This is a genomic window from Streptomyces sp. NBC_01460 (assembly GCF_036227405.1).
In the GTDB taxonomy this organism is placed as follows: domain Bacteria; phylum Actinomycetota; class Actinomycetes; order Streptomycetales; family Streptomycetaceae; genus Streptomyces.
Window position 1 is genome coordinate 43,836 of the sequence record NZ_CP109474.1, and the last position, 25,436, is coordinate 69,271.

General features: G+C 68.2%; 24 protein-coding genes, 1 pseudogene and 1 CRISPR repeat array. Of the genes and pseudogenes, 11 read left to right on the forward strand and 14 right to left on the reverse strand.

Annotation, left to right across the window (positions count from 1 at the left end):
• The first annotated feature begins 10 nt into the window (after positions 1–10).
• The 3 genes from OG488_RS38765 to OG488_RS38775 are packed head-to-tail and all read left to right on the forward strand — an operon-like array spanning position 11 to position 2,657.
• Positions 11–1,552 carry a B12-binding domain-containing radical SAM protein gene (locus tag OG488_RS38765; RefSeq protein WP_329239641.1) on the forward strand — a complete coding sequence of 514 codons (1,542 nt, stop codon included), beginning with the start codon at positions 11–13 and terminating at the stop codon, positions 1,550–1,552.
• Positions 1,549–2,202, forward strand: coding sequence for a dTMP kinase (tmk, locus tag OG488_RS38770; protein WP_329239642.1), 654 nt, complete (start codon positions 1,549–1,551; stop codon positions 2,200–2,202). The genes OG488_RS38765 and tmk overlap by 4 nt, the downstream gene beginning before the upstream one ends.
• The gene (locus OG488_RS38775) at positions 2,199–2,657 is read left to right on the forward strand and encodes an NUDIX hydrolase (protein WP_329239644.1); all 459 of its coding nucleotides are present in this window, start codon (positions 2,199–2,201) and stop codon (positions 2,655–2,657) included. Before tmk ends, OG488_RS38775 begins: the two co-directional genes overlap by 4 nt.
• Positions 2,658–2,763: 106 nt before the next feature.
• On the opposite strand, the gene OG488_RS38780 is transcribed toward OG488_RS38775, so the two are convergent.
• Positions 2,764–3,096, reverse strand: a complete 333-nt coding sequence (locus tag OG488_RS38780; RefSeq protein ID WP_329239647.1) for a DUF6233 domain-containing protein — start codon at positions 3,094–3,096, stop codon at positions 2,764–2,766.
• 171 nt (positions 3,097–3,267) lie between these two features.
• Here OG488_RS38780 and OG488_RS38785 point away from each other — a divergent pair, with 171 nt between their 5' ends.
• Complete coding sequence (locus OG488_RS38785) at positions 3,268–4,311, forward strand: S66 family peptidase (RefSeq protein WP_329239651.1); 1,044 nt, start codon at positions 3,268–3,270, stop codon at positions 4,309–4,311.
• Between the two features lie 125 nt (positions 4,312–4,436).
• Positions 4,437–4,953: a CRISPR direct-repeat array (repeat unit 29 nt; unit sequence GGGACCATCCCCGCGGGCGCGGGGAGCAC).
• A gap of 890 nt (positions 4,954–5,843) precedes the next feature.
• Here OG488_RS38785 and OG488_RS38790 read toward each other — a convergent pair.
• Positions 5,844–6,404: an ATP-binding protein gene (locus OG488_RS38790; protein ID WP_329239654.1), complete on the reverse strand. Its 561-nt coding sequence runs from the start codon at positions 6,402–6,404 to the stop codon at positions 5,844–5,846.
• A 133-nt stretch (positions 6,405–6,537) separates the two neighbouring features.
• On the opposite strand from OG488_RS38790, the gene OG488_RS38795 reads away from it, so the two are divergent.
• A complete protein-coding gene (locus OG488_RS38795) occupies positions 6,538–7,887 on the forward strand; it encodes a hypothetical protein (RefSeq protein WP_329239657.1) in 1,350 nt (449 codons plus the stop codon).
• Positions 7,888–8,071: 184 nt separating this feature from the next.
• Here the strand turns inward: OG488_RS38795 and OG488_RS38800 are convergent, their stop codons facing one another.
• The 4 genes and pseudogenes from OG488_RS38800 to OG488_RS38820 all read right to left on the reverse strand — a co-directional run.
• A complete protein-coding gene (locus OG488_RS38800; protein WP_406466365.1) occupies positions 8,072–8,305 on the reverse strand; it encodes a transposase in 234 nt (77 codons plus the stop codon).
• A 58-nt stretch (positions 8,306–8,363) separates the two neighbouring features.
• Complete coding sequence (locus OG488_RS38805) at positions 8,364–8,771, reverse strand: Imm50 family immunity protein (protein ID WP_329239660.1); 408 nt, start codon at positions 8,769–8,771, stop codon at positions 8,364–8,366.
• Positions 8,758–9,225, reverse strand: coding sequence for an Imm50 family immunity protein (locus tag OG488_RS38810; protein WP_329239691.1), 468 nt, complete (start codon positions 9,223–9,225; stop codon positions 8,758–8,760). The genes OG488_RS38805 and OG488_RS38810 overlap by 14 nt, the downstream gene beginning before the upstream one ends.
• Before the next feature lie 16 nt (positions 9,226–9,241).
• Positions 9,242–11,251: pseudogene (locus OG488_RS38820) on the reverse strand (RHS repeat-associated core domain-containing protein); the annotation flags it as partial.
• An 80-nt stretch (positions 11,252–11,331) separates the two neighbouring features.
• On the opposite strand from OG488_RS38820, the gene OG488_RS38825 reads away from it, so the two are divergent.
• The 4 genes from OG488_RS38825 to OG488_RS38840 all read left to right on the forward strand — a co-directional run bounded on the left by OG488_RS38825 (position 11,332) and on the right by OG488_RS38840 (position 14,802).
• On the forward strand, positions 11,332–12,105 hold the full coding sequence (locus OG488_RS38825) for a C40 family peptidase (protein WP_329239662.1): 774 nt from the start codon (positions 11,332–11,334) through the stop codon (positions 12,103–12,105).
• 32 nt (positions 12,106–12,137) lie between these two features.
• Complete coding sequence (locus OG488_RS38830) at positions 12,138–12,746, forward strand: hypothetical protein (RefSeq protein ID WP_329239664.1); 609 nt, start codon at positions 12,138–12,140, stop codon at positions 12,744–12,746.
• Positions 12,747–12,868: 122 nt separating this feature from the next.
• The gene (locus OG488_RS38835) at positions 12,869–13,261 is read left to right on the forward strand and encodes a hypothetical protein (RefSeq protein WP_329239666.1); all 393 of its coding nucleotides are present in this window, start codon (positions 12,869–12,871) and stop codon (positions 13,259–13,261) included.
• Positions 13,261–14,802 (forward strand): hypothetical protein, encoded by a 1,542-nt coding sequence (locus OG488_RS38840; protein ID WP_329239668.1) that lies wholly within the window; start codon positions 13,261–13,263, stop codon positions 14,800–14,802. Before OG488_RS38835 ends, OG488_RS38840 begins: the two co-directional genes overlap by 1 nt.
• Positions 14,803–14,952: 150 nt before the next feature.
• Here OG488_RS38840 and OG488_RS38845 read toward each other — a convergent pair whose 3' ends face one another.
• Positions 14,953–15,759: a pentapeptide repeat-containing protein gene (locus OG488_RS38845; protein WP_329239670.1), complete on the reverse strand. Its 807-nt coding sequence runs from the start codon at positions 15,757–15,759 to the stop codon at positions 14,953–14,955.
• A 143-nt stretch (positions 15,760–15,902) separates the two neighbouring features.
• Positions 15,903–16,481 carry a hypothetical protein gene (locus OG488_RS38850; protein WP_329239673.1) on the reverse strand — a complete coding sequence of 193 codons (579 nt, stop codon included), beginning with the start codon at positions 16,479–16,481 and terminating at the stop codon, positions 15,903–15,905.
• 192 nt (positions 16,482–16,673) lie between these two features.
• Between OG488_RS38850 and OG488_RS38855 the strand changes: the two genes are divergently transcribed.
• On the forward strand, positions 16,674–16,889 hold the full coding sequence (locus OG488_RS38855; RefSeq protein ID WP_306105304.1) for a hypothetical protein: 216 nt from the start codon (positions 16,674–16,676) through the stop codon (positions 16,887–16,889).
• Between the two features lie 151 nt (positions 16,890–17,040).
• Here OG488_RS38855 and mobF read toward each other — a convergent pair whose 3' ends face one another.
• The 4 genes from mobF to OG488_RS38875 all read right to left on the reverse strand — a co-directional run bounded on the left by mobF (position 17,041) and on the right by OG488_RS38875 (position 23,367).
• On the reverse strand, positions 17,041–21,120 hold the full coding sequence (gene mobF, locus OG488_RS38860; RefSeq protein ID WP_329239679.1) for a MobF family relaxase: 4,080 nt from the start codon (positions 21,118–21,120) through the stop codon (positions 17,041–17,043).
• A gap of 346 nt (positions 21,121–21,466) precedes the next feature.
• Entirely contained in the window at positions 21,467–22,363 is an 897-nt protein-coding gene (locus tag OG488_RS38865; protein WP_329239682.1) for a hypothetical protein, read from the reverse strand.
• Between the two features lie 311 nt (positions 22,364–22,674).
• Positions 22,675–23,001: a hypothetical protein gene (locus tag OG488_RS38870; protein WP_329239685.1), complete on the reverse strand. Its 327-nt coding sequence runs from the start codon at positions 22,999–23,001 to the stop codon at positions 22,675–22,677.
• A gap of 63 nt (positions 23,002–23,064) precedes the next feature.
• Entirely contained in the window at positions 23,065–23,367 is a 303-nt protein-coding gene (locus OG488_RS38875; protein WP_329239688.1) for a DUF6420 family protein, read from the reverse strand.
• Between OG488_RS38875 and OG488_RS38880 the strand changes: the two genes are divergently transcribed.
• A complete protein-coding gene (locus tag OG488_RS38880) occupies positions 23,311–23,679 on the forward strand; it encodes a hypothetical protein (RefSeq protein WP_329239705.1) in 369 nt (122 codons plus the stop codon). The genes OG488_RS38875 and OG488_RS38880 overlap by 57 nt on opposite strands.
• 84 nt (positions 23,680–23,763) lie before the next feature.
• On the opposite strand, the gene OG488_RS38885 is transcribed toward OG488_RS38880, so the two are convergent.
• Both OG488_RS38885 and OG488_RS38890 read right to left on the reverse strand, forming a co-directional pair.
• On the reverse strand, positions 23,764–24,198 hold the full coding sequence (locus OG488_RS38885) for a DUF6420 family protein (RefSeq protein WP_329239414.1): 435 nt from the start codon (positions 24,196–24,198) through the stop codon (positions 23,764–23,766).
• A gap of 229 nt (positions 24,199–24,427) precedes the next feature.
• Entirely contained in the window at positions 24,428–25,261 is an 834-nt protein-coding gene (locus OG488_RS38890; protein WP_329239415.1) for a hypothetical protein, read from the reverse strand.
• Between the last annotated feature and the right edge of the window lie 175 nt (positions 25,262–25,436).

Sequence of the window (25,436 nt, forward strand, 5' to 3'; positions counted from 1 at the left end):
TGGAGGACCTATGCAGCAGTTACCCCTTCTCTCCGGTGCCGACCCGACGCGGACCCTTGACGCGCTGTTCGTGAACGCGCCGCTGCGCGACTACGGCCGGCGCCCGCGCACCAACGACTACACCCTCCCGGTGCTGGGCATGGCGTACATCGCCACCTACGCCCAGCGCGCCGGCTTCAACGTAGGAGTGCTCGACGCGGAGGCCCACGGCCTGGGCATCCTCGAGACCGCCGAACTCGTCAACGCGGCCCGGCCCCGATGGGCGGCCATGAACCTTCTCGCCCCCACCTACGAGATGTCCGCCCGCATCGCGGCCCACCTCGACCCGGACATCGCGCTGATGGTCGGCGGGCACCACGCCAAGGCGATGCCCGACAGGGTTCTGGCCGACCCCCGCATGACCAACCTCCGGGCCCTCGTCCTGGGGGAGGGAGAACTCCGCGTCGCCGCGCTGCTGGAAGACGAGCAGCGCCGCCGTGAACTGCCCGGCGTGCTCTGGCGGGACCCGCTGCTCGGCACCCGGGCCGTCGGCATCCCGTCGGGGAAGCCAGACCCGCAGATGCTCGGCCCGGACATCAACGCCCTGCCGTACGTGAACCGCGCCTTCCTGCCCCAGGACCCCTACCGTGCCGCCCCGACGGAGACGGACCGGCGCCTCGCGGTCAGCCGCAGCACCGACCTGCTGAGAACGGCCGCCCGCACCGGACACGTGGAAGCGAACATCGTCGGGAGCCGCGGCTGCCCCTACAACTGCACCTTCTGCGGGGCCGCCGTCAGCGCGAATCCCGACCTCACCATCCGGGTCCGCTCCCCCGAGAACATCATCGGCGAGCTGGACCGGCTGCACGACGCCTACGGGGTGACGGCCTTCCGGTTCGTCGACGACCTGTTCCTCGGGGTCGGGCGGGTCATCGATGAGCAGATGGACGCCTTCACCCGTAACCGGATCGGCGAGCGCTACGTCTGGGACGCCACCGGCCGCATCAACGTCCTGAACCGGCTCGGCGACCGCGATCTCGACCGTCTGGTGCAGAACGGGTTACGCGAGGTCGCTCTCGGCATCGAGTCCGGCAGCGACCGCATCCTCCAGGCGATGGACAAGCGGATCGACGCCGAGATGACCGAACGCGTCGCCCACCGCCTGGTCCGGCACGGCATCGGTGTGAAGGGCTACTTCATCCTCGGGTTCCCCGGCGAGACCCACGACGACATCGCGGCGACCGTCCGCCACATCCGCAATCTCTGGGCCATCGCCGACAACAACCCGGGCGATATCCGGGCGAGTGTCTTCGAGTTCCGCCCCTACCCCGGCACGCCTGTCTGGACGACCCTGACCGATGCCGGCCACAACCCCGAGGACCTGCTGGCCTACGGGGACGTCGATCTCACCGGTGACGGTGCCGACGAGTCCATGCGCCAACGCGACGAGTTCAACTTCTCGGTCGGCATCCAGTTCGGTGACGTCCCCCTGGCCAAGGTCCGCTCCACCCTCGCCACGCTCACCCGCGATCAGCACGAGCGCAACCAGACCGCTCAGGGGGTTGCGGCATGAGGGCGAAGCGCGGGATGTTCATCACGGTCGACGGCCCCAGCGGGGTCGGGAAGTCGACCACCATCCAGGCCCTGCACGACGAGCTGACCGCTCGCGGGATTTCCGTACACGGCACCGCGGAGCCGACCGCCAGCGACCTCGGTCTCTTCATCAGGGCCCACTTCAGCCACATCCGCGGGCACGCTCTGGCCTGCCTGGTCGCAGCCGACCGGTACGAGCACGTCGAGCACGAGATCATGCCCCGGCTGAGCGCCGGCGACACCGTGATCACCGACCGGTACCTCGCCTCGACGCTCGTCATGCAGCAGCTCGACGGTGTGCCGCTGAAGTTCCTGCTGGACCTGAACGCGAACGTCCTGATGCCGGAGCTGGCGGTCGTCCTGACCGCGCCCCCTGGCCTCATCGCCGAACGGATAGCTACACGAGGCCCCCGCAACCGGTTCCACCACGATCCGACCGCCCCCGGCCGCGAGGTCCTGCTGTACGAGGCGGCAGCCCGGAGTCTGATGACGGCCCGCGTGAAGGTGCTGGTCGTGAACACCGGGGAAGCCACCCCATCGGAGGTCGCTGTCGCAATCGCCGACGCGATCCCCGGTTCGCCGATAGCGTCGGCTGCTTCACCGCAGTCGACACCATCCCAGGGACCATGACACCGGAACCACTCGCAGAACCCGTCATCGACACCCACGTCCTTCTGCGCGAGGGCGACAAGCTGCTCTTCTCCCAGCGCGGCGGACCGTACGGCTACGGCCGCTGGCACATGCCCTCGGGCAAGCTCGACCGGGGCGAAGCTCTGCGAGCGGGAGCCGCTCGGGAGCTCCTGGAGGAGACCGGCGTGACGGTCGACCCCGAGCACCTGCGGATGGTGCACGTGGTCCACCACCGGCAGAGCGCGGAGATCGAGCGCATCGGCTTCTTCTTCGAGGCCACACGGTGGAGCGGGGACCCTGTCAACAGGGAACCGGAGAAGTGCCTCGGCCTGGAGTGGTTCAGCGTCCACGAACTGCCCGAGGACATCATCGAGTACCCGGAGAAAGGGCTCCTGGCCTATCTGGAGGCCGCCACGGCGGACGCAGCGCCGCTCACCGAACACGGCTGGGCGTAGCGCACCCCGGGCCGCACTGAGCCTGGTTCGGGCCGGGCCAGGCACCTCGGAGTGCCGGGCCCGCCTCCCCGCACATGCGCAGCCGCCGTCGGGCGGGACACCGACCTCAGAGAAGTCCGAGGTCGGTGTCCGGCCGGCAGTGCGTGCAGGCATCGACCCCTTCGGCGAGGGCGGCGAGAGCCTGCTCCCGGGTGACCGCCTTTCGGCGTCTGCCGATGGCGTAGCAGTGGCCGGCATGGATTTCGACGGGCTTCGCCCCGACGCCGATTCCGAGCTCCAACACCCAGTCCGGCTGTGGCGGTCGGGCCTTCTCCCCCTGGATCCGTTCGGCCTGGCGCCGCTCCTCGTCCGCGATCCAGCGACGGGTCACGTCGAGCTGCTGCTCCTGAACGCGGAGCAGGAAGCGGAGCTTGTCCAGCCTCGACGATTTTTCGTACACATGTTCGAGTATAGTGCCGAGGCCGGTCGCCGGTCCTCCCCAGTTGCCCTGTGCTGGGCCAACGAAGCTCGACCGACGGAGTGGTGGGCGTCGGGATGGACAGTGGGGCAGCTTGCGGGGGCCCCGAAATATTCGCTGCGGCACCGGCCCGCCGGCTTCTACGCTCGGCAGATGACAACCCCTCTCTACCCTGCCAAGCCCCGCCCCGGAGACCGGGTCGCGGTGTTGTCACCCTCATCCGGTCTGCCCGCCCTCTTACCTCTGCCCTACGAATGGGGGCTGCGCAGACTCCAGGACGACTTCGGACTGAAGCCAGTCGAGTACCCGACGACCCGGAAGATGGGTGCGACGCCCGAGGAACGGGCCGCGGACATCCACGCGGCCTTCTCGGATCCCGACATCAAGGCAGTGATCGCCAGTATCGGCGGCGACGACCAGATCACCATCCTCCCCCACCTCGACCCCGGCATCCTCCGCGCCAACCCGAAGCCGTTCTTCGGCTACAGCGACAACACCAACCTGCTGCTGCACCTGCGGAAGCTGGGCATCGTCGGTTATCACGGCGGCTCGGTCATGGTCGAGCTCGGACGGCCCGGCGCGATGAATCCGCTGACCGCGGACTCCCTCCGGGCAGCGCTGTTCACCTCGGGCGAGTACGAGATCACGCCCGCAAGCACCTACGGAGACATCGACCGCCCCTGGCAGGACCCGCACACCTTCGAGTCCGAACCGGAGATGGAACCCGCCGATGGCTGGAGCTGGCACAACGGCGACCGGGTAGTGGAAGGAATAAGCTGGGGCGGCAACCTGGAGATCATCTCCTGGCTGTTGATGGCCGACCGCGCAGTGCAACCGGTCGACGACTACGCCGGGAACGTGCTCTTCCTGGAGACCTCGGAGGACATGCCGAGCGCCCAGGACGTCTACTGGATCCTTCGGAGCATGGGCGAACGCGGACTGCTGCAACAGTTCCCCGCCCTGCTGATGGCCAGAGCGAAGAGCTGGTCGTTCGAAAAGCAGCTCAGCACCCGGGACAGGGCGCACTTTCGCCGGCAACAGCGAGACGCCGTCCTACGGGCTCTCCACCAGTACGCGCCCGACACCATGGCCGTGTTCGACGTCGACATCGGCCACACCGACCCGCAGCTCGTGATTCCCGTCGGAGGCCGAATCAGGGTGGACGGCCCGGCACGCCGGATCGTCGTCACCTACTGAATCCACGCCTGAGCAACCGCTGCCCACAGACACCGGCGCCACTCGCACGGAGATGATCCCCTCTCGGTAGGCGGAGGCCCAGGGCGGGGAGCACAAGAGGTTGCACGCCACCTCGGCCGGGCCCCGGGACCATCCCCGCGGGCGCGGGGAGCACGGTCTGATCAAGGCTGGGTCCACGTGGCCGGAGGGACCATCCCCGCGGGCGCGGGAAACACGTAAGCGGGTAGCTGTCGGCGGCCTGGTTGGTGGGACCATCCCCGCGGGCGCGGGGAGCACGCCATGGCGCCGGCGCCGGTAGCGGCGAACGGGGGACCATCCCCGCGGGCGCGGGGAGCACCCCCCCGTTCCGTGCGCGCCGTGAATCGGGCAGGGACCATCCCCGCGGGCGCGGGGAGCACCGGCTGCGGTTACCGGAGTTGGACATCCCGGAGGGACCATCCCCGCGGGCGCGGGGAGCACTCCCCGACGACCCTTACGCGCCTCGCGCAGACGGGACCATCCCCGCGGGCGCGGGGAGCACGACGGAGTGATGGTGACGCGCCCCGTGCGGTAGGGACCATCCCCGCGGGCGCGGGGAGCACGCCCCGGCCGATCCAGAGAGAGAAGGAATCATGGGACCATCCCCGCGGGCGCGGGGAGCACTCTTGCTGAGCTGCGAGTTTGTCATCGAGGAAAGCCGTTCTGCAGCACTTTCACCGATTCAGACAAAACGCCTCTCTTATCCGCAAAGCACAAACCGGCCCCAGGCTGACAAGCGACATCGAGGAGCAGCAAGCTGAGCGCGTGCAATACGAGGAGAGCACGAAGCTCACCGCTGCAAGAGCCCTGGTCCCCATGGTCATCCTTGCCACCTTGCCAGTGCTAGCCGGAGCATGGGTCCGCCACCGATACCTCCGCTACGTCTACCGCGATGAAACCTCACCCATTCTGGACAAGGTGCAGGGAGGAATCAGCGTCCACTGGTTCGCAGTCACCAGCCCGCTTCTCTCATGCCTCTGCTGGCCCACAGAGGCACTCGCCAGACTCATCCTGCCCAAGTGGAAAGGCAAGCTGACGCCACATCACGGCCGCTTCTCCGCAGCGGCACCGGAGAAGCCCCGGGGCGCGGCAAGCGCTCAGTGCGCGTCGCCGGGGCTGGACCCTATCGAGGGCGGCAGCAAGATCCTCGGGGGAAACACGACGGTCGGCGCGGAAGGGGCGCAGCCAGTACGGGCCGATCGGGTCCTCGTGGCAGAGGGGTGGGAACGGGATGCTTCCGGGAGCCGACAGGTATAACCCGTACCGGCTGTCCCACCAGTCACCGGTGCCCGGCGGTACGACCCAGCACAGCACCGGTCGGCCGGCCTCCGCAATGACCGGGCCGCAGCCACCTGCCAAGGCGTCCATGAGGCACAGAAGCTCGTCGCCCGCAGGCCCCGCTTCGGTGATCACCACGTCGTAGTCGCGGCCCAGCGGTCTGGCTGTCGGCAGGTGCGCGACCGGCATGAGGCGGCGGAGCAGGAATGCGAGCTCCGACCACTCGTCGGCCGTTCTCATCGGGCTCCTCCCGTGCCGATCGCCAGCGTGCACCAGGTGTGTGTGCCGTCCGGCCCCAGGCCCCATGCGCCGCCCCGGGCCTGGACGAGGAAGTGCACGATCTCGAGACCCCGTCCGTTCTCGGCCTCGTCGCAAGGGTGTGCCGGACGACAGGGAGGACGTCTGGCACCGTCGCCGACCTCGATGCGCAGTCGGTCGCCCTCGATCCGTACATCCAGGTCGACCCGCGTGCCGCCACTGTGGATGAGTGAGTTGGTGAGCAGCTCGCTGACGATCAGTTCGGCATCGTCGGCGAGCACGGACAGTCCCCATGAGGTGAGCCTTCCGCGCACCAGATGACGCAGGTCAGCGATGTGGCGCGCGTCTTGATCGCGGGGGGCGAGACGACCGTTGAGCGGGGTGATGGTGAAGGTCACGGTCATCGCGCCTGCCGTGTGATGAGGCTCTACCGAGGCTCGGGGCTCCGCGTCGGCTCCGCCCTCGGCGTACGCGGCCGAGGCCGAGGTGAGGCAGGTTCCGGCCGTACTGCCCGCGCGTGTGTTCATGGTGGTGCTCACCCTGTCTCCCTGGGCCGAGATCGTTCGGCGTCTGTGCAAGAGGTAACCGTCCGGTCACCGTCTGCGGGTACCGTGGAGAGCCGGTGCGACCGTGAACACCGTGAACGCGATGCAGCTCCGGGGAGTTGAGTGCATGGCCTCGAGGAAGCGCACACCCAACCCGCGCCTGGCGGACCTTCTCGACCAGGCAAAACTCACGCGCACGCAGCTGGCTCAACGGGTCAACCGTCTGGGGCCGCAGGCTGGACTGGAACTGACGTACGACCGCACGGCGGTGGCCCACTGGATCGCGGGCACTTTGCCGAAGCCCGAGGTCAGACCACTGATCATCGAAGCACTGTCCGTACGCCTGGGACGTCCCGTCACCCATGCCGAAGCCGGGCTCGCGCCGTCGGCAGCCGGGGCCGGGGGCAACGGGACCGACACTGTCGAGGAACTGCTGGACCTCGGAAGGGCTGACATGGATCCCTCACGTCGTGGCGTACTGGCCTACACCCTGTTCTCGGCCGCGCTGGCCGTGCCGGCGTTCACATCGCCCGCACACGCCGCCGACGAGCCGGTCATGGACGGCAAGGCAACCACGCGCATCGGCGCCTCACAGGTGGCCTCGGTGCGGTCGATGACCGACCGGATCGCCGGCATCCTCGACGAGTTCGGCGCCGGACACGCTCGCCCTCTGGCTGCCGCCTTCCTGGTGAACACCGTCGCACCGTGGCTCCGCGCCCAGGCCACCGAGCGGGTTCACGCCGACATGCTGGCCGCTGCCTCCGACCTGACGTACCTGACGGGCTGGATGGCCATGTACGACAAGGCGCACGGTCTCGGCCAGACCTACTACGTCAAGGCTCTCCAGCTCGCGCGCGAGGCCCAGGACCACGTCACCTTCTGCCGGACCCTCCGCGGCATGTCACTGCAGGCGTCGAGTCTCGGTCACGGGCCGAAGAGCCTCGAACTGGCCGACGCCGCCGCCGAAGCGGCCCCCATGGCCGGGCCGAGGCTCGTGGCGTTCCTGCGCGGCCAGCAAGCCCACGCGGCCTCCATGGTGAAGGACCGGCCCCAGTCCCACGCCCGGCTGCGTCAAGCGGAGAGCGCCCTGGCCAAGGCCGACAACCACCGCGACGCCATCGGCGGCTACGACCGGACCGCCTACCTCTTCCACGTCTCCCACGTGCTCTACGAGGAACGCGACCTCCCAGGCAGCATCCGCGCACTCAAGCAGTCCATCAAGGTCCAGCCGGCACAGGAACGCCAGGGCCGCGTCCACGCGTACGGGCTGCTGGCGCAGCGGCAGCTCGAGCACGGGCACCTCGACGCCGCATGCGACTCGTGGACACGCTTCCTCGACGAGTACGAACATGTCTCGTCCGCCCGCGGTGACGACCACTTCGCGACCATGCGCAGGCGCCTGGCCCCGCATGCGAAGGTGCGAGCGGTACGGGACATGGCACCGCGGATGCGTGAGGTCGCCGCGCTCAAGGCGTAGGCGGCAAAACGGCGGAGATGAAGGGCCGCCTCTGTCCGTCGGCGTGTGCAGGTCATGGGCGGCCGCCCTGCGCAGGGCGGCCTGCTTGATGTCGAAGGTGGAGCCGAGGGGGACCCGGCAATACCGTCGTCGACGTGGCTGGAGTCGACAACCGCTCGCGACCAGTCAAGGCGGGCGGCGGCATTCAGCTCGGCCAACCGCACCTCTTGCAGCCACTGTCAGACCCCGGCCTCGTTCCAGTTGGGCGCCGCCGCCAGCACGTCATGCCGGACCCGAAGCCGAGCTCCTCTGACAGGTGTTCCCACTGAATGCTGGTGTACCGCGCGGACAGGATGCCCTGGAACACCAGCCGGTCCGGATGCCTCTTCCGCCAGGGACGGCGCGCTCGACGCTCCACCTTCGGCAGTAGTGGCGGCACCCCGGATCAACAGTCCCAGAGCGATCCGACCACCTCGAAGATCTTTTGGTTAGAAGTTCTAAGAGCACCTGGATACCAAGCCCAGGCTTGCCCCCGAAATGGAGACTGTACGCGCCCGAAAGGAAACCTTGGTGCCCTCTGATGTGAGAGCGACATGCAGGTTTCCGTCAGCCTCCCGGTGGGCTTCGACGCTCTTCTGCGCTGGAGATGACCACCCTCTGATGGACAGTTCCTGAACGCCGTCGAAGACGAGGTAGAACGTGAAGGAGTTGAATTCCCGACCCGCCCATTCGGGTTTGATTCGAGCGGGGGTTTGGTGGGTCTCGAACCCGAGGGTGATGCTGTCGCCTCGCTCGTCCGCGAGAAGGTGGAAAAGGTCACTACTACCCAGATCGGGCGCTTCGTCGAACAGCGTGTCGATCGCCTGCGGATTGCTGAGGAGATTTCCCCATTCAGATGCGCTCATAGAAGGTGCTTTCGTAGGTGTTGGGCACTGAGGTGAATCTATGTGCGTCGAGTGGACTCAGGAAGGCGTGACGGCCTTCGTCCGAGCCGTTCCCGGTGCTGCGAAAGGCACTGATGTGGCCGATGGTAAGGGTGTCGCTGGCGGTGAACGAAAAATTGATGCGCTCCGCAACGATGGATGTCAGCAATCTTCGTTCGTCAAGTGGCGCGAGACTGATGTCGACCAGGGTGCCTGGAATCCATCCGTCCGTACACAGGTCATCTACGGCCAGGAATTGCAGATGGATCTGCAGGGTGTCGTGATCGGCTCCGGTCCACGCGGTTGCCGGCCTGTCCGGAAAGCGAGGAAGGTCGATTCGCATGGTCAGGGTAGGGCCACGCCAGTTGAGGTGGAACGACCTCAGCCTCACGGACTGCAGCGAGGGGACGGTGGAGTAGAGAGAGCTGAGAGGCATCGGGTTCTTCACCAGGTCAACCCAGTGATTTATCGTAGTAATAGTGTTCCTCGGTTCCTGGTATTTGACCGTTCCGCGTATTCTCGAACGGTCTCACGTGTACGTGCGGTCCTTGGTATCCAGGTTCCCCGGGCTTCTGGTGCCCGAAATGGTGATCCTGGAAGACAACTATGTCCCCAGACGATGTGCCGTACCATTCTTCCGTGTAGAAGATGGGTTGATGGTTTTCATCCATCAGCTGCTTTCCGCCTTGCCACTCCGGGGTGGTGGCTTTGACGAATTCATCGACCTGAAGCGGTTCCGCCCCCTCGGGTACGCCGGCATCTTTGAGCGCCTTACTCTTTGCTTCAGTCAGAGATACCGGTGGACACGGGCCCAAGCCCAGCGGGTCGGCCCACGTGTGCGGGTTCCTTACGTAGGAAACGGGGTTGAAAGCAGGTGCGAGGCCGAGTGGATCGACCGTGAGGTACCGAGAGGTCTCGGGGTCGTAATAACGATGAAAGTTGTAATGCAGGCCGCTTTCCGGGTCGAAATATTGACCCGGAAAGCGCAGTGGTGTGTAGGTTGTGCTGTCAGCGGCCCAGCTCGTGGTGCCCCAGAGCGTGCTGCGAGTATGCCAGGCGAGCGAACCCGACTCGTCGATGAGCTCGGTCGGCGTGCCAACCAGGTCGGTGACTATGGCGAAGAACCGCTCGTCGAATGATTCTTGAGACTCATTCGCCGAGAATACTCGTTCGGTTTGAGTGAGCGGACGAAAGCCGTCGTGGTCCCAGGTCAGAGCTATTGAGATTCCCGGCGCCCCGGCGGAAGTCGTCTGTTCACACAGCGTGGTCCCGTCCCAGGTGAACAAGATCTGCTCGACTACGGATTCCCCGTCCGCAGCGTAGCGTTGCTTTGCGATCCTTCGGCCCAGCGGATCATAGGAATAGCGCCAGTGCGTGCCGTCGGGTGTGATTACCGAAGTGAGTCGGTCCTCGGCGTCCCAGGAATAGCGCCAGGTGTCCGGCTTACGGGAGAGGCGAGGGGCCTGACGCTGGACAATGCGGCCTTGTGCGTCATGCGTATAGCGAATGCGCCCGGCGCGGACGATGCGAGTGCCCGAGTAAACACGCTCACCCGATGCTTCCTTGCCGGGATGGGCGGAGGACCAGTTCGCCTCGGTCTGATTTCCTGCTTGGTCATAGGCGTAAGACTCGGTCCAATTGGACGCGTGGACGGCGGTGACCCGACCTGCCGGGTCTACATCGAAGCGGCGTTCATCTCCAATACCACCGTCTATGCCGACGAGGTTGCCATCACTGCGGTAGGTGTACGCGCGGTGGCGGAGTACTTGACCGTGGGCAGTCACCTGCTGACCGGTAAGTCGACCCGCCGGGTCGAACTCGTGCGTCAACTGCATCGTTTCGCCGACAAGACGGCTGACCTCGCGGCCAAGGGCATCATGAGCGAAGGCCAGGGTCCTGCCTGATGCGGTGAGCGTCAGGGGGCGTCCGACCGCATCGTAGGACCACGTGGTTTGCGCGCCCGAAGGCGTGGTGCGTGAGGTGCGACGACCGAGCACGTCGTGGCCGTGCGTGAGCTCACGACCGTTCACAGTCTCGCTCTTGAGACGGCCGTGGCGGTCCCGCAGGCGGCTGAGCGTTACCTCCGGACCGACTGCCCTCGCAATTTGATCGAATATGTCGTACTCGTACGTGGTCACAGCACCGTCCGCATTTTTGCGGATAAGCTGCCCGACCTCATTGTATTCGTAGCGGATCGTCTGGCCGAGGCCATTGGTGCGATGTGTCAGTTGGCCCGATGCATCGCATGTGTAAGTAAGCGTGCGACTGTCGAAATCCGTCTCTGCTGTTAGCCGACCGGACGGATCATACGTATAGGTCCAGTTCAGTCCAAGCGGATTGGTGACCTGTGTCAGCCGCAAGTTGCTGTTGTGGACGAATTCGTAGCGTGCGCCGTCCGGACCGGTGCGAGCTGTCATGAGATCGAAGTGGGTGTACTCGAAGTGGGATGTGCCGCCCGCGGCGGCTTCGGGCCCACCGCCGGCAGCCTGCGCGTCGGCGGGCTCAGTCCCCCGGCGTCGGTGCCCAGGGCATCGCCCAGTTCATGCCCGGCACCTGGCCCGCCTGGGCGACCGACGGGAACGGCAACGGCACGAGGAGTGTGTGGGAGCCCGCGGACGCCATCGCCGGCCAGGGAAGGTTCATGTGCAGCCTCATGCGGAAGGGCAGGGCGCACCCTCAGTACGACGGATCGCCCACAGAGCTCGCCCTCGCCGGCTACAACGCGGGCTGGGGCAGGGTCGACGAGTACCGCGGCGTCCCTCCGTCGACCTTCGCCCGGGGCGAGACGTACACCTACGTCAGGAACATCCTGGCGCTCGCGAAGAGGTTCACCGCCCCTGCACCGGGCGGCGCCGTACAGTTGCCCGCCGGGTACACCCTGCCCGCCGGCACACCGCGCGAGGTCCGTACCGCGGTCGCCTGGGCGTTGCGGCAGAAGGGCGGCCGGTACCAGCTCGGCGGCGACTGCACCGATGCGCACGGCAGCAACGCGTCTCGCTGGTGCGACTGTTCCTCCCTCATTCAGCAGGCCTACCGGGCAGCCGGGATCAGCATCCCGCGCGTGACCTACGACCAGGTGAGCATCGGCGCCCACGTGAGCATCGACAGGCCCAAGCCCGGAGACCTCGTCTTCAACCCCGGCAGCGACGGCTCGGACGCCCGCCCCGGGCACGTCGGCATGTACATCGGCGACGACATGGTCATCGAGGCGCCACGCACCGGAGTGCGTACCCGCGTCGTTTCCTACAGCAGCCTGCGCAGCTCCACCAGCGCCGTCACCCGGGTCTCCGAGGTCCGTCGGGTGGTGCAGTGGTGATCCATGAGACCGGAGAACGGCCGATGAAGCCGATGAACGACATGCACGAAGAGCTGTTCCATCCCTGGGGCACCGTCACACCGGCCTTCTGGGGCAGTCGGCAGGAGGAGCGCCGCCCGACGGAGCAGCCCATGACCCACATCCCCCAGGTACTGCGCGGTCGGCTGACGAAGATCGTCGCGACGGCGGCCGCCGGCCGACTGGCCGACGCCGCCTGGATGGCCGGCCGCCTCGACACCGACGTCACTGCCGAGCACGGCCCGGAGCACCTCGACACGGTCCATGTGCGAGAGGTCCGCGCGCACCTGGCCTATCTGGCGGGCGACCACGCGACCTCGCTCGGGTGGTACCTGCACACCGCCCGGCTGAGGGCCACGATCCAGGGGCCTGGCCACCCCGACACAGAAGAAGCCACCCGCCGGGTCTACAGCCTCTGGCGCGCCTTCCCGGACGCCGACGCGGCCGCGCTCGGCACAGAGCTTCTGGGGGCGGTCACCGACATCCACGGCCCCCAGGCGGCAGTGGCCCACCGCACCCGCAGGCGACTTCAGGCGCTGGTCGCGGCGGGTGAAGTGGGGTCAGTCGCGGGTGAGGTCAGCAGCGGTGAGATCGGAAGGGGTGAGATCAGGAGCATCACCTGACCTCACCACCCTCGTTTCCACAAGGACCGCTCCATCCACAGGGGATGCGGGATCCCGTGGGGACCGGTGTCACGATCCCATCAGTCACGACGCATGAGCAGGACAAGCAGAGGGGGGCCCTCATGAACACCGCTATGCACGCTCTGGACACAGCTCTGAGCTCGGCAGATCCCACCACGGTGCTGGCCGGCGCCTGGGAGGCACTCGATCTCGGCGGGCAGGTGGCCGACGCCGTCACCTGGGACGAGAGCAGCGACGAGCTCTGCGCACTCACGGCGGCGCAGGAGTGTCTGGCCGCCCGCACCCTGCTGCCGCTGCCCGAGACCGGGCGTCCGATCACCTTGGAGGCAGGCGACATCCAGCCCGGCCCCGGCGGTCTGGCCCCCTATGCCGCCCTCCTGGACAGGGCGCGCCAGGCACTCGCCTCACTCGCCGAACAGGACGTCCAGCTCGGTGAGGCCGCCGAGCATGCGGCTGCCGCCGCGCGGTCGCTGGCCGCAGTCAGGGGGCAGTGATGGCGACGCTCGACGAACTCTTCGACACGGCCGGGGACCGCCTCCGAAGGGCAGCAGCGGCTCCCTCATCGGATCGGCCGGCCTCCGCCCATCACCTCGACCAGTTCCTGTCCGCCCTGACGGAGCCTCTGAGCCTGGGTGACGAGGACACCTCCCAGTCACCTGTGACAGAGGACCTCGCCTATCACCTCCGTCGGGCCAGTGACACCATGCAGCCCGCTCTGCGTCTGCTGCCCCCGCCCGGCGCCGGTCCGGCGGAGAACCACCTGTCCGACGCTCTGGCCGCAGTCCATGCGGTGCGCGACGTCATCGAGAGCCACCGCGGCCCCGACCACGTACCGCTCAGTGCGTACGCGCACGCGCTCGCCACGGGCCCGGCCCACCACTACCTCACCCGCCGCTGCTCCGAGCTCGCCTGGGGCGCCGCCCAGGTGGCGTTCGCACTCGGCGGGGACACCCTGGACCCCTCCGTCGCAGCAGCGTTCAGCGACGTCCGCAGCTTCCTCGCCAAGGCGTCCGTGCTCGGCCGGGACGGGACCCGCGACGCGGACGCCGCGATCGGCGCCCTGCCGCTGACGCTTCCCGTCAGCCCTGTCCAAGCCCACCCCACCGACCGGACACGAGACGTACCGGCGAACCTCGCCGAAGACTGCGACCGGCTCTCCAGGGCGGCCTTCGAAACACTGCACCACCGCTCCGAGCACCGCATGAGCGGATCGGACCTCCAGCAACTGGCGCGCTGGACGGCCATGCAGCGCCTCCTGGCGGGCCGCCTCATGCTGAGGGCAGCCGACGAACTGCCGGACGAGGCCGCCGTCGCCCTGCGGGACAGTGCGGGGGCGCTGCGCGCGTCCGCGCAGGCCTGGCAGAAGTCCGCGACTGCATGGCACCGGATCGTGGACATCGCCGACCCGCGATCACACCCCAAGCTGCCGGCACCCAGTTACGAAATCGTCCGGCGCGGGGAGGTCGTACGCCTGCCACAGGTCATCCCGCACCCGGCCACCGTGATCGCTCACACGGCAGCGGTCCGGCTGGGACAGCTGCTCTACGGCGCGGAGTGGCGGCCGGAGACGGCGACCCGCCCGGACCCACGGGGAGGCGCGGAGATCCTCGCCGACGCGCGGGGCACCGGAGCCCTGGCCTCCGCTCTGTACCGGCTTCCCGCCACGGGCTGGCAGTTGGCCCTCGCCGCACCACAGGCGGTGAACCTGGCCCGGGGCGGCCTGGTCACGGACGTCTTCGAGAACCAGGCACCCGGGCACAAGAACCATCGCTTCCGTCCGGTGAACCCTCACCAGCTGGAAGCCCTGTCGCTCCCGTTCAAGGCCGTCCTGCCGGCGGAACAGGCGTCGGCAGGATCTCTTCTCGAGGTGGCCGGCCAGGCGGGCGTACCCGTCCCGCGAGCCCTGCTGGATGCCGCAGCTCACCGCAGCCTGGCGACGGGCATGGGCTGGGGGCAGGGCCGGAGAGCGGACACGGCAGGGCGGTCAGGGCTCCTGGCGCAGCAGCCGCAGGTACGGCAGCGGGTGTGCTCATGAAGCCCCCTCAGTCGGCCGGGCCCGGCGCAATAACGGAATGGATTCCATTGGATGGTCGTCGCCGAATGACCCGTTTTGAACCTATGTAGGCGACTTGACGGATTGGATCACCCTGGGGAGGGGGATTCGACCGATTAAGCCTCCTCAGGATTATTGGAAGCCCGTACTGGGCACCGGCCCCATCGCGCCCATGAACGACACATCGCTGCCGGAGAACCTCGCGCTCTGGAAGGACACCGTGCCACCGGAGAACCGTGCGTTGTCAAAGGACACCGTGCCACCGGAGAAGACCGCGCCGTTGAAGTCCATTCTTCCGTCGATGGTGACCCCAGTGAGATCGAGATTGCAGCCCTGCCACGAGCGGCCAGCATCCTTGGGGATGCGGTAGTGGTCACCGATGAGGCGCAAGATCGTATGCCGGACCTCGCGAAGTGCGCGGTACCGGTCTTTCTTGTCTTGGTGCGCGTCGCGACGTTCCGCAGTGGGTGAGGTGCCGTCGGGCAAGGGGTCAGACAGATCGCCGGGATCGGCAGGGAATGGCAGCCGCAGGTAGGCGCACAGGACGTCGATACAGGTCTGACGCAGGTCCTGTGTGGGGGCGTCATCGGCAAGGCCAGCCAGAGCGTGAACGCCTCCGAGCCGGACTGCGGGTGAGTCGGATCCGAGCTTGTCGACGGCTTGGGAGAAGCGCTCGGTGTGTAGTCGGGTGGCTTCGCGGTGAGCGCCGACCTCGTCGACGCGTTGACGCCGGTAGGCAACGACCAGAGCGACGAGCGCGCCGGCCCCGGCAACCACCCCGAAGGAGAGCTTCATCAGGTCGAAGAGGGTCTTGGCGTCGAGCTGGGTGGTGGATTCAATCTCTTTGAAGTCCAGCAGCACCACCAGGCCGTAAAAGACGCCGCCCGCAACAAGGGCCGCAGCGACGAGGGCGAGGGTCAGGGCCTTGCGGATACTCAACCGCGGCCCCCGATCATTCGGAGGGGATCGTGGCCTTCGGTTGGCTGTCATGACGAGAAGGACAAGGTGCCGAGGCCAGCGGTTGCAGCCGCCCCGTTGGGCATGCGATTGACGACCGTTTCCGCCCCCGGACGGTAACGGACTCAGACCAAGAGCGTGACGATGGCGTGCCTGCAGGCAAAGAGCAAGTCTTCCTTGTCGAGCAGGGACCACGTGCGCTTGGGGAACAGGGTCCGCAGCCGCCCGGTAGTCACTCTCTCGACGTCCAGGACGTCGGGCACAGATCGCTGTATCGATACGGGCAAGAGCTCTGCGGTGGGAAGGATTGGCATTTGACTGTCGGGGACATCGCCTGTGCCCGCTTCTGAGCTCATCTCCTCCGGCCGGCTGCGTTCCCGGTCTTCCAGGTCAGCTAGGAACCAAAGGTTGTCGAAGATGTTGCCGACCTTGTCGATCGCCCCCTCCTCAACATTGCGGACCTGTCGAGCCAGCTCCACGGCAAGGGCGTCGACAAGGTCCACTCGCGGCAACCTGGCGCTGGAGAAGGCATTGTGGATGGTGGCTCGCGAGGCACGCCGCACGCCGTTCCCCTCCAGCGCCGTCTCGAGTGACGACAGCGATGGGTAGCGCGCGTAGGCATGCAATTGGTGGAGGGCCTCGTTCAGCGCCTGATGTGCCTCCCCCGTCAGCATCGGCTTCCTCAACCGCCCGGCACGAGCCATGGCCTCTCCTATGTCCAAAAGCGTCCAACTACGTCTCAACGTAGAGGACGACGACAAGGTTCAGCAGAGGGTTTCAGCAGGTGTATCGCTTCGGCGGAACACCCGGTCGCCGGGCTGAGGCTCGTTCCACCGAAGGTTGAGGCCCTCCTTGGCCTCGCCTGCACACCTCGTGGAAAAGGGAAGCCCCAGGCCATGCTTGCTTTGATCTGTCTTGCCCTCGTTGTCCTGGCGTTGCTGTTGTGGCGCGCCATGGACAAGCTCAAGGAGGACGACGTCGCATCGGTTGTCCGGTTCGCACTCGCCGCGGTCGTGATCCTCGTACTTACCTATGTGGCCATGCGCCTTGCGCCGCCCGAGGAGATGGCTGGCATCCTGCGCCAGGCGCTTGGGTTCCTCATCAAGAGCTGATGCCGGGGAGTGCTGGACTCCGACTCGGAGACAGGCTCGTGTAGCAGGTGTCAAGGCGGTCCCGCGGGCCCTCACGCCGCACCTTCAGGAGCTCGCCGCCCGCCTGCAGAAGACGCTCGCGCAGTACGAGGAGGAAGACGCAGCCGCCCACTCACCGGCGGCCCCGGGAAGGTCCTGACCGGCCCAGAGCGGGAGGCCGGTAACTGGGCGCCCGCTGAGCCTCGATACGAGCGCTGCGGATCTCCTGCGCCTGCCGGACCTCTGTACGCGCTCGGTTCTCTGACTCGTGAAGCACCGGATGGTGCTCAGAGATCCGGGCACGCAGAGCCTTCTCGGTGCGCGCGTCGACAGCGACGGCCCGGTACAGGGCCGCGTTCTCCCTGGCCTTGGCAGCCTGGCCGTGGGCGCGGGAGACACGCTTCTCGTCGCCGGTGTCAATCTGCTGGACTCGGGCGGGGATCCGTGCCTCCCGCATATCGGTGAGCCGGGCCTCGAGGGTGTCGACGTCCGGGGCCTGGCGCTCGGTGGCACCGAGCACGTCGGAGTACGGGCTGCTGCGCACAATCCCCCACGCGGCCTCGGCTGCTCGGGAGGCCGCGACCCGGGCGTCGGCCGCCTCCCTCCACCCGGCGGCACGCTGCTCGGTGGCCTCCTGGGTGAGCTGGCGGTGTTCCTTACGTGAGGTGCCCGCCATCCGCAGCGCGATCCGTCCCTTGCCTTCGGCCGCCGCCAGGACGCGGAGGTGCTCGTCCGCCTTCGCCGCGTGCACGGCCATCGCGGTCTCGCGGGCCTGCTCGGTGCGCGCGATGGCCAGCTGCTCGTCGGCGAGATCGAGCAGCGGGTAGATGGGCGCGACCTCCCGCCGGCCCCGGGTCTCCCCACGGGCTCGGTCGGCGGCGATCTGCTGTTGCAGGGCGCGCTCGGTCGCCTCGGCTTCGGCCGCTGCCTTGTCCTCGCGCCGGGCGTCGACTGGGCCGGTTGCGATGAGCTTGGTGAGCTCCTGGTCGGTCCGGTCGCCGTACTGGCGGCGGTTCCAGGCCCGGACCCCGGCCAGCTCCCGCTCCTCCTGCATGTCGGCCAGGCGCTGCTTCTGCTCGTCCGTCAGCCGATACTCACGCTTCTGTGGTTGGGCCTCGCCCTGGCGCTGGTCGTGGACGGTGGTCGACCGGGCGCGTGCCGCGCTGGCCCTCACGGCGTGGGTGCGGGTCGGCGACGGCACGACGGCCGGGGCCGGCGGTCCGTGGAGGAGGTCGGAGACCATCGCGTCGGGCTGCGACTGCCCCAGGAACCGGGCGTACGCGTCGACGGCGCGCTCCAGGCGTTCCTTCTCGGTGCGGGCGTCACCGAGCCGGGCCCGGGTGTCTTCGCTCTCGATGACCGCGAGCGGCAGCCACAGGTGATTCGCCTTCTTCCCCCTGGTCAGCCCCGGGTACGCGGCGAATGCGTTGGCGCCGTGTCCGTACATGAGGCTCGTGTCGCACGTCATGCCCTGCCAGGCGGCGATCGTCATCGCGTACCCCAGGGACAGGGCCCCTGAGGCGACCTGGTCGGGCGTCAGCCACGCGGACACGAAGGCGTCGCCCTCACCGCGGGCCTGGGTGCGCCACGTGATCTCGATCCGCCCGTCATCGGCGATCTCGCTGACGACGGCCCGGTACTCGTTCAGCAGGTCCGGCCCCTCCCCGCGACTGCTGCGGTAGTCGTTGACTCGCACCCGTACGGCGTCGCCCTCAGCGAGGGTGAGTCGGCCCCCGCCGGACAGAGCGTAGGTGTGCTCGGTGCCGAGTTCGCCGGAGGCACGGCGGATCTGCTGGGCACCGGCGTTGAGCGCGTCGACGTCGGCGTTGCGGGCGGCAAGCACCACCAGCTCGTCAACGAGGTCGTGCGTGTCAGGCCAACGGTCACGCCGGAGCTCGTCCCACGTGATGAGGATCTGCGAGCGGGCCTCATCCGCGGACTCGGTCGGATGGATCCGTCCCTGGTCGGCGAGCAGACGCAGCGCCTGGTCGTGGTCGCCGGTGCGCCAGACCTCCAGCACGTGCCGTTCGGCGGCATCCTCCTGGCGGCGGTTCTCGTGCAGGGTGAGCCCGCCGACGAGCCGGTGGACGTCGCGGAACCATCCACCCGCCGCGATGGCCTGGAGCTGCAGAGGGTCGCCAATGCCGATGATCTGCGTGCCGGTGCGGGCCGCCTCGCGCATGAGGACCTGAGCGGATCGGTCGTCCACCATCGTGGCCTCGTCGATGACCAGGACCTCCACTCCGGTGAGACCGGTGCCAGTGCGGATCTGCTGGAGCCAGGCCGCGACCGTGCGGGCGGGGATCCCGGACGCCTGGGTGAGGTTCTGGGCGGCCACGGCGCTCAGGCACGCCCCGGCGTAGGTGGTGCCGGTGGCGTCCCATCCGATCCGGCATGCCTCCATCAGCGTCGACTTGCCTGACCCGGCAACGCCGACGACGGTGTCAATGCCGTGCCCGCAGGTCAGCAGCCGCGTCACGGCCGCGTTCTGCTCGTCGGACAGCTCGAAGCCGACCGCGACCTGGAACACGTCGATGGCGGCGGCCGACTGGCCACCCGTCAGAGCAATGTGGCCTTCGCCGTGGCGGGTGAGCGCCTGGTCCCGTACGTACGCCTCCGCATCCAGGATGTCCTGCGTCGTGTAGCGGGCGGTCGACGTCATTACGGCGGATCCGTAGTCCGGCACGCGCACCGCGTGCCCGGCCACGTCAAGGACTTCGTCGGCGAGCTCGTCGAGGCGCCCGACCCCGTCGTCCAGGCCGTGCTGCAGCGCGTTGCCGACCGCGGCGAGCAGCTGCGCGCGCGAGAAAGTCTTCGCGCCGGCGGTGAGGCCGGTCTCCGGGTTGAACACGACGGCGGCAAGGTCGGCAGGCGGCGGGATCCGCGGTCCGGTGGAGCCGTCGACGGTGGGGCCGCTGTCCGGTCCGGGCGGTCCTGGGGCCGCTGCCGCGACCATCGCGTCGACGTCGACCCCGGCCTCCTCGGCACGCCGGCGCCAGCTCTCCCGCATCGCCGACGCGTCACCGCGGTGCTTGCCGCGCAGAGTCTCGGCGGCGGCACGGTCGCGCTCCTGGCGCCCCGCCTTGTCCCCGGCAAGGTCCACGATCCGTCCGTGGCGGCGGGAGAACAGGTCCCGAACCGGCTCGGGGATCCCCTCGACTTCCCAGGCGCCGGTGCGCTCGGACTGCTGCCGTCGCACGCCGAACCGAGCGTGGGTGAGGGCGCGGATCCTGGCCTTGAAGAACGCGTCGGCTGCTGCCGCGTGCCGGTGCAGGTCCTGGCCGGAGTTGCCGATCGAGCGCCACTCACCGTCCTCGCACAGGCCCATGTTGGCGATCGTCACGTGGAGGTGGAGGTGCGGGTCGCCGGGCGTCCCGTCGCCCATCGGACGCGCCGACTGGTGCTCCACCGACCACGCCAGCAGCCCGCCAGCCGCGAGCCGGACCGGCCGCCCGTCCTCCGAGCCGACCGCGTACCCGACCCAGCGCTCCACCTCACGGATCGTCTCGCGCGTCGCCAGGTGCACCAGGTCGCGGTACTCCCGCTCGTCCCCCTCGCCCATCAGCCCCGGCAGGACGCTGTCGCTCTTGGGGACGTCGAGCATGAGGTCCCAGCCGCGAACCCGGTCGTCCACCCGCCGGCCCGCGTGCTCCCGCGCCTCGGCCAGCTCCCTCTCCCCGTAGACGTCGTCCAGCGAGAGGCCGGCGGCACGGGCCAGTTTGTGCAGGGTGCCCACCTGCATCCGGTGCCGGTCACCGAACCGGTGGACCATCCGCTGCTGCTGCGCGAACACCCGGGCCTGCTTCGGCTTGCCCTCCAGCAGACTCGCGGCCGCCACCCCGCGCTCCTCGGCGGCGGCCTCGATCGCCTCCACCAGCCTGGCCGTCGTGAGCTTCGCTGCCGGGTGCGCGCGGGCCGACGTCTGCGTACGGATCAGCCGGGCGCCGGTCTCCGGATGGCAGCCGCTCATGAGCTGCCGGGCGGCCTGCTTGCCCTCCTCGTCCAGCACCGCGCCGGCGGTCAGCCCGACCGCCGCGAGGCCGCTGCCCATCCACACAAGCAGGGAGTCCGTCTCCTCCCGCAGCCGGTACTCCAGCGCCGGGTCGGCCACCTCCTGGACCACGTTCTCGACCGCCACGACCGAGCACCCTGCCTGCTCCCGGAGCCGGTACTCGACCTGCTCGTCGTCACGGATCGCTGTCACCCAGGCCACCGGCCACCCCTGTTCGTACTGGCCCGTCAGCCGGGCTTGTGCGGTTGTGCGTTCCCGGCGTGCTGGGGTTCCCCGACAAGGGAACCCCCTTCGTGCATCCCCTGTTTTTGATCATGGATCGGAACGGTCCGGAGTCAGCAAGATCGGCGGGCCGGGCCCATCACCGTACGGCCGGATCGGCGGCTGACCAAAAGGTCGTCCAGCCAGAGAACGGCCAGCTACGACAACCCTCGGTCGTCGGCGGGCGACGCGGAGGCTCGTCGCGGATCCTCGGGGCTCAGCCCCTGTACCCAAGTCGGGGCGCTGGTAAGAACCGCGTCACCATCCGCACGGTGGCAGTGGTTGTTTACGGCCGCCACATTTCGAGGTGGCCGATCCCCTCACGCAGGTTCTTGCGGTAGAGCAATGTCACTCCCACGACGCCGACGCTCGCGATGAGGATGGTCGTCACTGGATCAGACAAGGCCAAGAACCCGGCGCCGACCGCACCGGCCCCGATGATCAAGGCAAGAAGCGCGAGGCGCAGCGCCTCCCAATCTCGTCCGGCCGGATATTCGTCAAGGGTCTTCTTGTCGAGGATCGCGGCGAGCCGGCCGTCAGCGTAGGCGTCGGCAATGTTGTCCAAGAGGGAGACAAGATCCGGCAGGGCATGGTCCCCGTCCACGTCGATCCGACTCTCGGCTGCGTCCAGGCACTTCACGACGCTCCTGAGGTGGGCACGAACCGTCTTCATACGGTTGCCGCGACGAAGCAAGCCTCCCTGGACCCGGTGCGCGCGGCGCAGATTTCTCCTGACACCGTTCATGGACACGGCGAGCGAGAGCAGCTTTTCGATCCGCTGCGGTCCCGCCGTGCCGTAAACGGAACCGCAACTTCGAACCGCGTACATGACCGCCACGAGCGGTCTAAACGCACGCACCCTACGCATGAACGCAAAGGAGACGAGGCTGAGCACCACCCAGTAGACCGTGAGACCCACACTGAACAGCGCCATGGTGATAACCGTCGGCACGGCGATGGCGATGGGTGCAAGCAGTGGTGGCGCCTCCACGACCTCGGTGGACCACCGGTCGGCCTGTCGTGCCATGAGCTCTGGCATCTCTGGCAGCACAGTCTGCCCCACATTAATCGCGAAGACGAAGCCCACGACGACCACATACAGCGCCGCCATCCGCTTATAGGGGCTGGGCACATACCGCCCTCGGTAGTACACCCGCACCGACTCGCGCACCCCCTTGGTCACCGGCCGCGGGACGCCTAACCGCAATCGCACCGCAGCCGCCCCTGCCGTATCCCGGCGGATGCCTTCCGCAGCCCTCCGGGCCCGTTTTAGTGCCTCACGCTGCCACCACCTCGTAAGCCGGGCTCGTGCTCTGCCTACCCCGCTACGTGCCCGCGTCGCGAGCCCGGGCGGCTCCGGAGTCGCCCGCGTACCCTCCACCGTTGTCATGCCGCCCATCTTGTGTTCGCGGTGCGCAGACAGCTTGAGATTCGGCAAAGTCATGCGGTCTTGCCGACGGCGCGGGCAGCGGTGAAGGGGTTGTCGGCCCGGCCTCAGGCGGGACCGAGGTAATGCTTCTCAACGGTCCGTGAGCCGGGCTTCCACCGGCCCTGTGCGGTCGGGTCCTGACCGAGACGGGCGAGGTACTGCGCGGGGCCGCGACGGAGACCGTGTGCGGTGAGCTTGGCCAGGACAGCGCGGGCCGGATCGTCGTCCGGCAGCGGCGCGGCCGCGGCCTGGGCACGGGCCTTGATGATGCTGCCCGGGGTGAGGGAGTCGCCGCGCTTGCGGGTCGGGATGGCGCCGCTCCTGGTGACGGCGCGGAACAGCGGGCCGGAGGTGTGGCCCTGGCGGCGCAGCTCGGCGAGCCACGCGGACATCCGGTGCACCGCATCACGGACAGCGCGACCTTGAGTAACGAGGCTCTGGCGCTCCTGGACGACCTACGGGTTGCCCACCACGGCATCGGCACCCCGGTAGCGGGTTGGGTCCATTGACTCCAACAGGTCCAACCCGTAAAACGCGGGACGGTGACGGCAACCGGCGTGGACGCAGTAGCCCTCGACGGCCAGCGCGAGCCGCCGGAACGCAGTATCCTTCTCCTCACCGCACTGGGCGGAACAGCCGAAGGCATCAGAGAGCACCCGGTTCCGCCACGCGGTGCGGGAGAGCGCCCCTACAGTGACGCCATGGACATGAGCTGGGTCAGGAACGGCATGCGCTATTCCCTGAAGGTGGTCGAGCAACCGGACTGGACGTCGCTGTCCGACTCCAGCACGCCCGGCGCTTTGCGGGCCCTGCTGCGCGGGACCGGTAACAAGATCGTCGGTCACGCTGATCTGCGCTCTCCGGCCCTCGTCGTCGTGGGCATCGCCGCAGCGTCGGTGACGGTGGGCAGCGGGCTAACGTTCGCGTGCATGAAGCTCAAGAGTCAGCTCGACGACCGCAAGGCCAAGCACGCCGAGGCGGCCGCGGACGTCATCGAGGAGACGGTCGCGGCCGCCAAGGTGGTCGAGGAGACAGACGCGACCGAGCCCCCACGGCTGCGCGCGGTATGAGCGTCAGGCGAAGCGCCGACGGCCCGCGCGCAGCACGCGCTGCCCGTTAATAGCCGCCGGTCAGACCTGTTGGGTCTAATGGCTCTAAGTGACCTCTTCCTGCCCTTCCTCGTCCGAGCCCTCCGGGCGGGGGACGGGCCCGAACCGCGCTTCGGACTCCTTGACGATCCGGCCGGCAGGGATAACGTCTCCCAGCTCGATCGCAAGCACGGCGCGTACGAACGCGACGAGCGAGACGGTGCCGTTGAGCAATTCGAAGTGGCGGAACACCCCGTCCGTAAACGCGGCATGGTGACGGCAACCGGCGTGGACGCAGTAGCCCTCGACGGCCAGCGCGAGCCGCCGGAACGCAGCATCCTTCTCCTCAACGCACTGGGCGCGACAGCCGAGGTGATCCAGCGTGATCCGCAGATGGACGGCGTTCTCATCCGCCTTCCCGATGGTCAGCCGCCCGCCGCCAGGCGTGACGTACCGCCCGGCCTTCACCGGGGCGTACGGGTGAATCAGCGGCAGCTTCACTTCCGTCCCATGCAGACGGGCAGCCCGTCGTACTCGACGTACGGGCTGGCGGCACCGCGGTCCTCTCTCATTTGCTCCTCGTCATCCCCGCCCGGTCGGCGGGCTCGTGGTCTTGGTCCTTGTCGTCCTGGTGGTCGTCGGCGGGCCAGCGGTCGAACGGTTCGGCCCCGGCCGGGGCCATTGGCGCCAAGCTGGCCGGCGCCGCCCTTGAGCCGGTGGTGGGCCCGGACTACGGGCGGGGAATCGGGGCGTCCGGCACGTTCCTCAGCAGTGCGGCAGTCATCGCCAGAAGCGTCTCCGCCTCGGCCCGGTCGTAGGAGAAGTTCTTGGTGACCAGGTCGTTGTGCATGGCGCCGGACGTCTGGCTGTAGAGGGCGTCCTGGATACGCCACCAGCGCTCGGTCTGGTTGCACTGGTTGGCGAGCTTCTTCGACCCAGGCCTGTCCCAGTCCACGTTGTGCTGGATCCACTCCAGCGCCCGCCGGATCTCCAGGATCGACGCACGAATCTCCCCTGCGGTCAGCAGCCGCTGGGCTTCCCGCAGCAGTCGGCCGACCTCGGCGCGCTGCGGGTCGCCGAATGGGAAGGGCACGGCCATCTCGAAGGCCGCGGACGGCCCGAGCTGTGCGATCTGCTGCTCCCAGCTGCTCTTGGCGAGAGTGATGGTTTCCGTGGCCGGGGCGCACCCCGGGTAGCCGGCCGCCTGCGGCAGGGTGGCGTTGAGGTCGATCTCGAACCGGACGTCACCAGTGCGGGCTTCCTCAATCGCGTGGACCTGCAGCGACGTCAACGGGAACACCAGGTTCACCCGGTGAAGGGTCACGACGGGGGTGTACGCGAGGTTCGCCGTGGTCCGACCGAGCCGGGATCGCTGCGCCGGCGCGGTGCCGAAGCCGAACAACTCCGCCTCCAAGGCGAGGATCTTTCCTGCCTCGGCAAACGGCGACACCCCGACGGCAAGTTGAACGCTCAGCTCATGGCCGCCCAACGCGCGGCGCAGCCACGTCTGATCGCTGCCAACCGCAGTGGTGAACCGGATGTCGTCGAAACGGAGTTCCTGCATGACTCCCCCAAGGGCGTGAACGAACCGCTGATTCTGCCGTTCCGGCCGCCGTCCCACCGTCAGCTCCCCGTGAACTCATCCCCCGCGCGCACGTCGGGTTCGCGCCAGAGGACTCAGCGACCAACAGACCGTCAGACAAATCCTGCACAAGGCGAAGGTACGCACGGATGCCAAC